The 11356-nt window shown below is 72.7% G+C and carries 10 protein-coding genes; 6 read left to right on the forward strand and 4 right to left on the reverse strand.

The window, feature by feature from the left end; all coding sequences use genetic code 11:
* Positions 1 to 210: 210 nt before the first annotated feature.
* Together CIB93_RS15520 and CIB93_RS37940 are read left to right on the forward strand one after the other, a co-directional pair.
* Positions 211 to 1695, forward strand: coding sequence for an SDR family NAD(P)-dependent oxidoreductase (locus CIB93_RS15520; protein WP_096627409.1), 1485 nt, complete (start codon positions 211 to 213; stop codon positions 1693 to 1695).
* A 359-nt stretch (positions 1696 to 2054) separates the two neighbouring features.
* Positions 2055 to 2231: a hypothetical protein gene (locus CIB93_RS37940; RefSeq protein ID WP_179500123.1), complete on the forward strand. Its 177-nt coding sequence runs from the start codon at positions 2055 to 2057 to the stop codon at positions 2229 to 2231.
* A 27-nt stretch (positions 2232 to 2258) separates the two neighbouring features.
* Here the strand turns inward: CIB93_RS37940 and CIB93_RS15525 are convergent, their stop codons facing one another.
* From CIB93_RS15525 to CIB93_RS15535, 3 genes are read right to left on the reverse strand one after another with little or no spacing between them, the layout of a single operon-like run.
* A complete protein-coding gene (locus CIB93_RS15525; protein ID WP_096627410.1) occupies positions 2259 to 3689 on the reverse strand; it encodes a lipase maturation factor family protein in 1431 nt (476 codons plus the stop codon).
* Between the two features lie 22 nt (positions 3690 to 3711).
* Positions 3712 to 4224 (reverse strand): DUF1990 family protein, encoded by a 513-nt coding sequence (locus tag CIB93_RS15530; protein ID WP_096627411.1) that lies wholly within the window; start codon positions 4222 to 4224, stop codon positions 3712 to 3714.
* Positions 4221 to 5099, reverse strand: a complete 879-nt coding sequence (locus CIB93_RS15535; protein WP_096627412.1) for a YndJ family protein — start codon at positions 5097 to 5099, stop codon at positions 4221 to 4223. The genes CIB93_RS15530 and CIB93_RS15535 overlap by 4 nt, the downstream gene beginning before the upstream one ends.
* Positions 5100 to 5282: 183 nt before the next feature.
* Between CIB93_RS15535 and CIB93_RS15540 the strand changes: the two genes are divergently transcribed.
* From CIB93_RS15540 to CIB93_RS15555, 4 genes are all read left to right on the forward strand, one after another.
* Complete coding sequence (locus CIB93_RS15540; protein WP_096627413.1) at positions 5283 to 6365, forward strand: DUF6777 domain-containing protein; 1083 nt, start codon at positions 5283 to 5285, stop codon at positions 6363 to 6365.
* 111 nt (positions 6366 to 6476) lie between these two features.
* The gene (locus CIB93_RS15545; protein ID WP_096627426.1) at positions 6477 to 8540 is read left to right on the forward strand and encodes a SpoIIE family protein phosphatase; all 2064 of its coding nucleotides are present in this window, start codon (positions 6477 to 6479) and stop codon (positions 8538 to 8540) included.
* Positions 8541 to 8650: 110 nt separating this feature from the next.
* Positions 8651 to 10018, forward strand: coding sequence for a wax ester/triacylglycerol synthase family O-acyltransferase (locus tag CIB93_RS15550; RefSeq protein ID WP_096627414.1), 1368 nt, complete (start codon positions 8651 to 8653; stop codon positions 10016 to 10018).
* Between the two features lie 36 nt (positions 10019 to 10054).
* Positions 10055 to 10915 (forward strand): Fpg/Nei family DNA glycosylase, encoded by an 861-nt coding sequence (locus CIB93_RS15555; protein ID WP_096627415.1) that lies wholly within the window; start codon positions 10055 to 10057, stop codon positions 10913 to 10915.
* Positions 10916 to 10937: 22 nt separating this feature from the next.
* Here the strand turns inward: CIB93_RS15555 and CIB93_RS15560 are convergent.
* On the reverse strand, positions 10938 to 11356 hold a 419-nt coding region (locus tag CIB93_RS15560; RefSeq protein ID WP_096627427.1), incomplete at its 5' end, for a hypothetical protein.

Consider the following 11356-nt stretch of genomic DNA (forward strand, 5'->3'; position numbering starts at 1 on the left):
ATGTGTCGGACGGTCGCCTGCCCGCTCTCCCCGGAGTCATGCCCTCCTTTTCCGCCTTCTTCGATGGGTCGTCGCCTTTTCCGTCTCATCCGTCTCCCTCGTCGCTCCTCGCCCGAACGGAGCAGTGACCGACGCATGGCAAACTTGACCGGGGTGTTTCGGCCGTGGTGATCAATGACCCGCGGCTACGGAGATGACAGAGGAACGGCAATGACGGTGACAGAGGACAGCCCGGAGCTCGCTCCCGGAACCGACGAGTTCGGCCCCGGCATCGACCCGGAGCGGCTGGCCGTCTGCCTGAGCGTGCTCGACGAGCTCGACCGGATCGAGGTCGACCACCCGGATGCCATCGCCGTCCGCCGGGCCACCGCCGGTATCTACCGCACGGTGAAGCAGCGCCGCCGCCAGGAGCGCCGGGCCGCGAAGACCGCCCACGACCGGGCCGTCACCGAGGCCACCGCGACCGGCTCGGCCGAGCGCATCGACGACGAGACGCAGGGCGTCCTGCCCTCCTCCTCCGTCCAGGCCGAGATCGCGGGCATCCTCCAGCGGCCCCGGTCCTGCTACATCTGCAAGACGCGTTACGTCGAGGTCGACGCGTTCTACCACCAGCTCTGCCAGCCGTGCGCCAAGGACAACCGCGCCCGCCGCGACGCCCGCACCGACCTCACCGGGCGCCGGGCGCTGCTCACCGGCGGCCGGGCCAAGATCGGCATGTACATCGCGCTGCGGCTGCTGCGCGACGGTGCGCACACCACCATCACCACCCGCTTCCCCAACGACGCGATCCGCCGTTTCAAGGCGATGGAGGACAGCGACGAGTGGATCCACCGGCTGAAGGTCGTCGGCATCGACCTCCGCGACCCCGCCCAGGTCGTGGCGCTCGCCGACTCGGTCGCCGCCGAGGGCCCGCTGGACATCCTGATCAACAACGCGGCGCAGACCGTACGCCGCTCCCCGGGCGCCTATAGCGAGCTGGTCAACGCCGAGTCCGCCCCGCTGCCCGCCGGCGAGCTGCCCGCCGCCGAGGTGATCGGCACCTTCAACAGCGGCACGGTCGACCGGGTGGCCGCGCTCCCCGCCGCCCGCAGGGAGGCTCTGAGCGCCCAGGAGGTCACCGACCTCGCGCTGGTCACCGGCTCCGCCTCCCCGGCCCGGATCGCCGCGGGCACCGCGATCGACGCGGGCGGACTCGTGCCCGACCTGCACGACACCAACAGCTGGATCCAGACGGTGGAGGAGGTCGAGCCGATCGAGCTCCTCGAAGTCCAGCTCTGCAACTCCACCGCCCCGTTCATCCTGATCAGCAGGCTTCGCCCGGCGATGGCAGCGACCGCCGCGAAGCACGCGTACGTCGTCAACGTCTCCGCGATGGAGGGTGTCTTCAGCCGCGGCTACAAGGGTGCGGGCCACCCGCACACCAACATGGCCAAGGCCGCGCTCAACATGCTGACGCGTACCAGCGCCCAGGAGATGTTCGAGAGGGACGGCATCCTGATGACGGCCGTGGACACCGGCTGGATCACGGACGAACGCCCCCACCCGGACAAGATGCGGCTCGCCGAGGAAGGCTTCCACGCCCCCCTCGACCTGGTCGACGGCGCCGCCCGGGTCTACGACCCGATCGTCCGAGGCGAGGCGGGCGAGGCGCTCTACGGCTGCTTCCTCAAGGACTACGCCCCGGCGAACTGGTAACCCGAACAGCCCAACCGGAGCGCATCCCTCCGCGCGCAGGCCGGATACCCGGCCCAGGATTTCCCCTGGGCCGGGTTTTTGCTGTGCGGAGTGGCTGAAAGTGACCTACTGCACACGTTCTATCGAGCGCGGTGGCGCTCATTTGGTTAGGCTGAGGTGAACGGACGCCATCGAGGAGCCCACGAAGGTTCCCCGACCGTCCTGGGACATGGCCGGGTAACCCGGCCGCCGTCCCGCCCCGAACCGGCGCCACCGCGACCGACATATCCCAACCCCTGCCCGCTCAGGGCGGTCGCGCTCCGGCATCGGTGCCGGAGCGTCGGCGACGCCCTGGGTGACGCGACACAGAGGAGTGCGCGGTGACGACACCGGAACTGACCGAGCGAGAGAAGCGCCCCGCCGAACGGCACGGAGGACGGCCCGGCCGCCCCGAGACCCTGAGCAACATCGAGGTCTGGGCCAGGTCCGCCCCGATCCGGCTGGCCGGATACGAGGACGACCTCGCCGAGCCCCACATCCTGCCCGGCATCGACTGACGGCAGTGCACCCCGGCGGCCCGGGTCTCAGCCTCCCCGCTCCGGAGGGCGGGGCCGGGACACGGGCCGCAGGAACTCCCGTACGTAGGTCCGGTGCCACCAGCAGCCGGTGGCCCGCAGCTCCCGCAGATCCGTGAACCGGTAGTGGAACACCCGGGCGCGCACATGGCGCGGCGGTCCGTCGGGGAACGGGTTGTGCCCCAGCAGCCGGAGCGTGTCCCGGTCGCCCTCCAGCAGCCGCTCGGCGAACGGCCCGAACCAGGAGCGCGCGTACGCGGGGGAGAGCGCCGCGAACCACATCATCCAGTCGAGCCGCAGATGGTACGGAGCGAAGGGGCGCGGCAGCCGGTGCGGATCGCCGGGCTTGCCGCGGAAGCCGTACTCCCGCCAGTCGCCGCCCTCGTGCGGCACCTCGTCGACCGTGCCCTCCACCACCACTTCCAGCCGTGTCCGGCTGATGGACCCGAAGGCTCCATAGGTGTTGACCAGGTGCAGCGGGTCGTAGGACCGGTTCATCGCCTGCCGTCGCGAGAGCAGATTGCGCGCCGGGCGGTAGCTGAGCACCAGCACCAGGACGGTCACCGCGATGACGACCGCCTCGTACCAGAGGGGTGGCGGGGCCTGGGCGGGCGGCGGACCGGCCAGGGGCGTCCAGTCGATCACCGAGAGCGCCAGGGCGATCGTCAGCCAGTTCAGCCAGGCGAAGTTCCCCGACAGGACCAGCCAGAGCTGGGTGAGGACCATCAGACCGGCCGCCACGCTCGCCACCGGCTGCGGGGTGAACAGCAGGAAGGGGACCAGCAGCTGGGTGACGTGGTTGGCGGCGACCTCGACGCGGTGCACGGGCCTGGGCAGATGGTGGAAGAACCAGCTCAGCGGCCCCGGCATCGGCTGGGTCTCGTGGTGGAAGTCCAGACACGTCAGCCGCCGCCAGCAGGCGTCACCGCGCATCTTGATCAGCCCGGCGCCGAACTCCACCCGGAACAGCAGCCACCGCAGCAGCCACAGCACCAGCACCGGCGCGGCCGTGTCCCCGGTGCCCAGGAAGATCGCCAGGAACCCCGTCTCCAGCAGGAGCGACTCCCAGCCGAATCCGTACCAGACCTGCCCCACCTGGACGATCGACAGGTACAGCACCCACGGCAGTGCCCAGAGCAGCATGCCGCCCCACAGCGGCAGCAGGCCGTCGAGCCCGGCGAGCAGGGCCACCGAGACGGCGCAGCCGCTCCAGGCGACGGCGGCGAAGAAGCGGTCCGAGTAGTGCAGCCGGAACAGCCCCGGAGCCGCCCGCCAGGGGGTGCGCCGCAGCAGTTCGGGCACGGGCAGCATGCCGCGCTCGCCGATCAGCGCCCGGAACTGGAGCGCGGCGGAGAGGAAGGCGACCAGATAGACCACGGCCAGAGCCCGCTGGAAGATCAGCCGGCTCAGCCAGTAGCCGTCCGCGGTGAACCACTCCATCCCTGCCAGTATCTGCCAGGCGTCAGCCCGCGGCGACGATACGGCGGAGCGTGCGGCCCAGCCTGCGGGCGTACCAGAGCTGGACGGGCGGGATCAGCGGCCCGGCGAGCCGTGTGTACCAGGAGGCGGGGCGCGAGAAGGCCATGACCGTGAACCACACGGTGCCGTCGTCCGCGAGGTCGACGACGAAGCACTCCTCGCCGCGCTCCGGGTGGCCGCCGAGGGTGCCGTAGGCGAAGCCGGTGCGCCCGTCCTCCCCGTACGCCGTCCAGATCACCTCGCACGGGGCGGTGAAGCGCAGCGGGCCCAGGCCCAGGGAGATCCGGACGCTCCCGCCGGGCTCCGCGCGCCGGGCCGGGGCCTCCACCCGGGCGCCCGAGGCGCGGTGCATCCGCCACTCCGTTATCGCCGCGCCCGCGGCGGCGAAGTCCGCTGCCCCCCGGCCGACCCGGGTGCGGTGGTGCAGGTGGTTGTAGCCCCGGGGGAGCGGGCCGAGACGGGTTGCCCCGACCTCCGGGTAGCTGAGCGTGCTCATGCGGTCCTGCCTTCGGTGTGGATGAGGTCCCCGGTGTTGCCGGGGCCTGCGGTACGGGCGGGGCTTTCGGTGCGGATGCGCTGCCAGGCGAGCAGCGAGCAGAGCGCGAAGCCCAGTGCGTTGCCCAGTCCATGGGTGGCGGCCATCCAGGTCAGGGTGGGATGGGGCAGCCCGGTCGCCTCGCCCAGTGCCCAGCTCAGCGCCAGCAGCATCGTCGCCACCAGGACGGCCGCCGAGGACAGCAACAGCAGGCGCGTCGTCCGGTCCCGGTCCCCGGCGTGTCCCAGGCGCCAGGTGAGCAGGCCGACCGTCCACATCCCGGCCGTGAGGACCACGGCCCCGGCCAGTTCCGCCCAGTCGCCGAGGAAGTAGCCCACGAGGACGAGCAGGGTGCCGAGCGGCACGCTCAGAGCGGCGAAGCGGCCCGCCGGGCCCTCACAGGTCCGGCAGACAAGCCCGGCGATCAGGGCGGCGGCGAATCCGGCGAAGTGGAAGTGCGGCACGGTCAGCGCGAGGATTTCGAGGTCGAAGCCGAACAGTTCGTGCCCCGAGCGCTCCGCGACCAGCGCGATCGCGGCGACGGCCGGAGAGACCAGTGCGGTGAGCAGCGCGATCCCGGCGGGACCGAGGTCCCGGCCGCGCCACGCCAGGCGCGGGGCGTGCAGGGCGAGCAGCACGGTGCCCAGCGCGTAGCAGACGGCGAGCGCGGTGGCCGTCGCGCCGCGCGGCAGCCACAGGGCGAGCGCGCCATGGGCGGCGAAGAACGGCCAGAGTCTGCGGATGCGGTCCAGCTCCGGCAGCCCGGTCAGCCGCAGGCCGGCCGGGACGACCACGAGCATGCCCAGCATCACGATGGCGTTGACCAGCACGTACATGGCTGCCCCCCTCACTTCGAGCACACGCTTTGAACGTGTTCAACTGTTGAGGTCGAGCGTAGAGCATGTTTTGAACGTGTTCAAGAGTGGGTGCGGTGCCGGATCGTCCGCTTGCGGGCCCGTGCCCGGTGCGGCACAGATGGTGACACCCATCCGATCCACTGGGACAGGCAGGAGAGCTCTGTGCGCTCACCCAGACGATTCCGGCGTACCGCGCTCGCAGCGCTGTCCGTCGGGGTGCTGTGCGCCGTCGCCGGATGCGGCAGCGGCGGCGACCTGACGGCGAAGGGCACCACGGGCACCGCGGAGGCCAAGGACGTCCTCCTCCAGCCGCTCGCCGCCCCCGGCCCCGGCCCCTTCACCGAGTCGACGGCCGGGGCGGCACCGTCCCCGTCCCCCTCGGACGCCCCGGACGGCAAAGCGCCTCCCGTCACCCGAACGGTCCATCCGGTCTCCGGCGCCGCCCCCGGGCTCTACGGCGGCACCCGGTCCGTCGCCGCCTGCGACGTCGAGCGGCAGATCCGCTTCCTGACCGGCGACAAGGGCAAGGCGCGCGCCTTCGCCGGGGCGGCGGACATCGAGGCCGTACAGATCCCCGGCTACCTGAAGTCGCTCACCCCGGTCACCCTGCGCGTCGACACCCAGGTCACCAACCACGGCTACAGCGCCGGCACGGCGACCGCCTTCGAGGCCGTCCTCCAAGGGGGCACCGCCGTCCTGGCCGACAGCCGCGGGCTGCCGCGCGTCCGCTGCGCCTGCGGCAATCCGCTGAAGGAACCCGTCGTCGTGGGCGGGGAGGTCGCCCACCGGGGCGAGCGCTGGCCCGGCTACGACCCCGCCCGGATCGTGGCCGTCCAGCCCAGCGCCCAGCCGCTCACCAGCCTGGTCATCGTGGACGACGACGACAGCAGCTGGATCGAGCGGACCGCCGGCGACAGCGGCGGGCGCGACCGCTCCCCGGCCGACCCGCCCCCGTTCGAGCCCAGCGACGATCTGCTCTTCCCGCCACCGACCGGGCCCTCCGAACCGGTGCCCCCGGACGCCACCCCGCCCGGCCCGGCCCCCTCGGACCCCGCGGCCCCGGAGACGCCGGACGACTTCGGCGACACACCGCCGCAGGAGCCCTGGGAGAGCGGCATGCCGCCGGGGGACCCGTGGGGGTACGAGGAGGGCGCCCCGGAACCGGTGCCCGAGCCGACCCAGGTCTTCCCCGCCGAGCCCGACGAGCCCGCGGAGTACGGAGTTCCCGAGCTGTTCGCCGGCTGACCCATCGCGTGCGGCACGGCCGCACGGCCTCACGGCCGATCCGCGCACCGCCCCTCGGGGCGGCACCCGGATCACTCGAAGAATCGGACGAACAATGGCAGAGTGGCCCTCATGGATGATCGGGTAGCGGGTGCCCTGTCACTCCCCGACGACTGGCCCGCCCACCCGGATCTCAGCCTCGCCCTGAACCGTATGGGCAGCTTCGACTGGGACCTCGACACGGGCCTCATGCACATGGACCAGCCCGCCCTCGACGTGTTCGACCTGACGTCGGACGAGTACGACAACCGGCCGGGCACGCTCTCGCAGCGAGTGCCCACGGACGAGGCCCAGCGGCTGGACGGGATGGTCTCGCAGGCACTCAAGAGCGGCCGCACCAACTACGGCGCGTACTTCCGCATCCAGCGGCGCGACGGAACCCTGCGCTGGACCCACACCCAGGGTTTCGTCCGCCGCGACGAGACCGGCCGCCCCCGCCGCATCATCGGGATCGTCCGCGACGCCACCCAGGAACTGTCCGACTCCACGGCCCGGCTGGAGCTGGACGAGGAACGCCGCCAGCGCACCAGCCTGGTCGAGGGCACCACCGCCGCCCTGGCGCACGCCCGTACCGTCAAGGACGTCATCGCCGTCCTCAAGAACTCCCAGGGGCTCGCCCACCTCGGAGCCACCAGTCTGGTCATGGGCCTCCTGGAGTCCGGCCGCATCCACCTCGTGGCCGACGGCCCCGAAGGCGCGTACGTCCCCGGCACCCGCTACACCCGGGTGGACGAGCAGTACCCGATGAGCGAGGTGGTCCGTACGCTCGCCCCGCGCTTCATCGAGTCGGCCGACGACTTCGCCGCCTCGTACCCGGTCCTCTGGCCCCACATCAGCCACCTCGGCGTCACCTCGGCCGCCTACATGCCGCTGATCGCCCAGGCCCGCCCGATCGGCGCACTCGGCCTGCTCTACCGCGACAAGGCCGGATTCACCGCCGACGAACGCAATCTGCTGATGGCGCTCGGCACCTCGATCGCCCAGAGCCTCCAGCGGGCCATGCTCTACGAGCAGGAGCACGATCTCGCCGAGGGGCTTCAGCAGGCGATGCTCCCGCGCCGGATTCCGGCCGTCCCCGGGGCGCAGGTCGCCGTCCGCTACCGCTCCGCCCGCCTCGGCCGGGACATCGGCGGCGACTGGTACGACCTGATCCCGCTGCCCGGTGGCCGCGTCGGCGCCGTCATCGGGGACGTCCAGGGCCACGACACCCACGCCGCCGCCGTCATGGGCCAGCTCAGGATCGTCCTGCGCGCGTACGCCGCCGAGGGGCACAGTCCGGCCACGGTGATGGCCCGCGCCTCCGTCTTCCTCCACGAACTGGACACCGACCGCTTCGCCACCTGCACCTACGCCGAGGTCGACCTGACCACCGGAGTCGTCCAGGTGGTCCGTGCCGGGCACGTCGACCCGGTGGTACGGGACGTGGACGGCAGCTGCCGCAGGGTTCCGTCCGAGGGCGGACTGCCGCTCGGCCTCTCGGCGGAGTTCGGCCGTCTGGAATATCCCGTCTCCACCGTCGAGCTGGACCCGGGCCAGACGATGATCCTGTTCACCGACGGCCTGGTCGAGCTGCCCGGCGCCGACCTCGACGAGGGCATGCACCTGCTCACCACGCTCGTCACCAACGGCCCCCACGACCTTCAGGAACTCGCCGACCAGCTCTGCGACGCCGTCGACGGGCGCGGCGGCCAGGACGACGTGGCGCTCCTGCTGCTGCGCCGCCGGGCCGCGCACGCCCCGCAGCCGGGCGGCCGGCTCCAGCAGCACGTCGCCCAGAACGACCCCGAGGCGCTCAGCTCGTCCCGGCACATGATCCGGGCCGCGGTCCGGGCCTGGGGGGCGAAGGACCGGGCCGACGAGATCGAACTGGCCGCCGACGAGCTGATCACCAACGCGCTCATGCACACCGACGGCGGGGCAGTCGTGACGATCCGGGTGCTCGCCGGAACCGAACGGCGGCTGCGCGTCGACGTCGAGGACCGCTCCAGCGCACTGCCCCGGCGCAGGGACGCGGGGGAGTCCGGGGTCTCGGGACGAGGCCTGATGCTGGTGGACCGGCTGGCCGACGTCTGGGGCGTGGAGTCCCGGGGCAGCGGGAAATGCGTGTGGTGTGAATTCCTCATCCCCGCACGCTGAGCGCCCCCCTGGATGTAACAGTACGTGACATGTCTGTGCTTGACCGTGACCAGGCGCGGGGATTGACTGCGGGGGACCGGCCGAACCGCTACGACGACATGAGGACCCCGTTGGGTACCGAGCTGCTCACCCCGCTCGATCTGGCCTTCTGGCACCTGGAATCAAACGCCCATCCGATGCACCTGGGCGCGCTCGCCGTCTTCGCCCCGGCGCCCGGCGCAGGTCCGGGGCGGATCATGCCCCTGCTCGGTGAGCGCGCAGCCGCGATCCCCCGGCTCCGGATGTGCGTACGGGACGTCCTGCTGCCGGTCGGCGGTGCGGCCTGGACGGTCGACAAGGACTTCGACGTGCACCGGCACCTGCACCATGTCGTCCCGGCCGAGGGCGACTTCATGGCCGAAGCCACCCGGCTGGCCGGTGAACTGATGGAACAGCCGCTGGAACGAGGGCGGCCGCCCTGGCAGATGTATCTCATCGGCGGCGAGGGCGACGGCCCTTTCGCCGTCCTGGTCAAACTGCACCATGCCCTGGCCGACGGTATGCGGGCGGTCGCCATCGGGGCCGGAATCTTCGACGAGATCGCCGCGGTCACCAGCGCCCGCACCGCCGACCGAGGCCGTCCCGCAGTCCCGCCCCGCTCCTGGCTCCCCGACCCCCGCGAGATGGCGGGCATGGCGCTCGGGCGGATCGGGGAGGTCGGCCGGGCCCTCGGGGTGGGGGCCTCCGTCGTCCGCGCGGGCCGCCTGGACCTGCGCGGTTCGACCGCGTTCACCGCCCCCTCCAGCGGTACCCGCCGGCTCGCCACCGCCGACCTCGACGCCGGGGCCCTCCAACGAATCCGGCGCGCCGAGGGCGGCACGGCCAACGACATCCTGCTCGGCGTGGTCGCCGGGGCGCTGCGCCGCTGGATGGCCGGGCGCGGCGAGCCGCTTCCCGCCGTCGACCCGCGCGCCCTGGTGCCCGTCTCCCGGCGCGGGACCGGCGGCGCGGCGGCCTCCGGCAACCGGCTCTCCGCCTACCTCCTCGGCCTGCCGGTCACCGCCGCGGACCCACGCGAGCGGCTGCGGGCCGTCCGCGCGGCGATGGACCGCAACAAGGCGGCCGGTCCGCTCAAGGGCGCCGGAGCCGTCGCCGTACTGGCCGACCAACTGCCGCCACTGGCCCACCGGTTCGGCGCCCCACTGGCCGCGAACGCAGCCCGCGTACTGTTCGACGTCCTGGTCACGAGCGTGCCGCTGCCCCGCTCCGCGCTCTCGCTGGGCGGCTGCCCGCTCACCGCCCTCTACCCGATGGCGCCGCTGGCCCGGGGCCAGTCCCTCGCGGTGGCCCTGACGTCCCACGGTGGCCGGGTGCACGTGGGTCTGGTGGCCGACGGCAAGGCGCTGCCCGACCTCGACCGGCTCGCAGCGGCCGTCGGGGAGGAGTTCGAGGAGCTGAGCGACCTCGTCACCGGCCGCGGTGGAGCACCGGTGTCCTGACAGGCAGCCGCCCCCCGGCTGCGGCAGTCTTGAGCCATGCCCGAACTGCCCGAAGTCGAAGCCCTGCGGGTCTTCCTCGACGACCACCTGGTCGGCAAGGAGATCGCCCGCGTCCTGCCGCTGGCGATCAGCGTCCTGAAGACCTACGACCCGCCGCTGACCGTGCTTGAGGGCGAGAGGGTCACCTCGGTCGCCCGGCACGGCAAGTTCCTCGACATCGAGGCGGGCGGGCTGCATCTGTGCACCCACCTCGCCCGGGCCGGCTGGCTGCGCTGGAAGGACACGTTCCCCGCGGCCCCGCCCCGCCCCGGCAAGGGGCCGCTCGCCCTGCGCCTGGTGACCAAGGACGGCGACGGCTTCGACCTGACCGAGATGGGCACCAAGAAGAGCCTCTCCGTCCACCTGGTCCACGACCCGATGGAAGTCCCCGGCATCGCCCGCCTCGGCCCGGACCCGCTCGCCGACTCCTTCGACCGCGCCGCGTTCGCCGCGCTGCTCGCCGGGGCCCGTCGCCAGATCAAGGGGGCGCTGCGCGACCAGTCGCTCATCGCGGGAGTCGGCAACGCGTACAGCGACGAGATCCTGCACGTCGCGAGGATGTCCCCGTTCAAACGGACCGCCGACCTCGACGAGGACGACGTCACCCGCCTGTACACCGCGCTCCGCACCACCCTGAAGGACGCCGTGGACCGCTCCAGCGGGATCGAGGCCGGGAAGCTGAAGGCCGAGAAGAAGAGCGGGATGCGGGTCCACGGGCGTACCGGAGAGGCCTGCCCGGTCTGCGGGGACACCATCCTGGAGGTCTCCTTCAGTGACTCCTCGCTCCAGTACTGCCCCACCTGCCAGACCGGCGGCAAACCGCTGGCCGACCGCAGGCTCTCCAAGTTCCTGAAGTAGGCACTGTTCCTGAAACAGGCACTCACCGCGTCACCGTCACCAGCCGCCGTCCCTCCGCCGTCCGCACCTCGAAACGGTCGATGCCCTCCGGCCGCAGCGCCGCCCCGCCCGACACCTCCACCGGGCCGCCCCCCGCGCCCCGGGCCGACCAGCTGCTCACCGTCTCCTCGCTGCCGTCCCGGCCCACCGCGATCAGCGCGCACACCCCCTCGGCCGGCAACCGCACGACCTGGAGCGCCACCTCCGTACCCCACTCGTGCCCCGCCGCCGTCACCACCGCGGCCGCGCCCGACCCCGTATCCGCCCCCACCCAACGCTGCACCCCCGCCCCGTCCTCCGGACCGCCCGAGGTCCCGGCCACCACCGCCGGGCCGCCCACCGCCAGCACGACCGCGGCCGCCACCAGGGCGAGGCCCCGCCGCCCCGCCCGGCGCCGGCCCG

This window comes from Streptomyces sp. WZ.A104 (assembly GCF_002382885.1).
Lineage (GTDB): Bacteria > Actinomycetota > Actinomycetes > Streptomycetales > Streptomycetaceae > Streptomyces.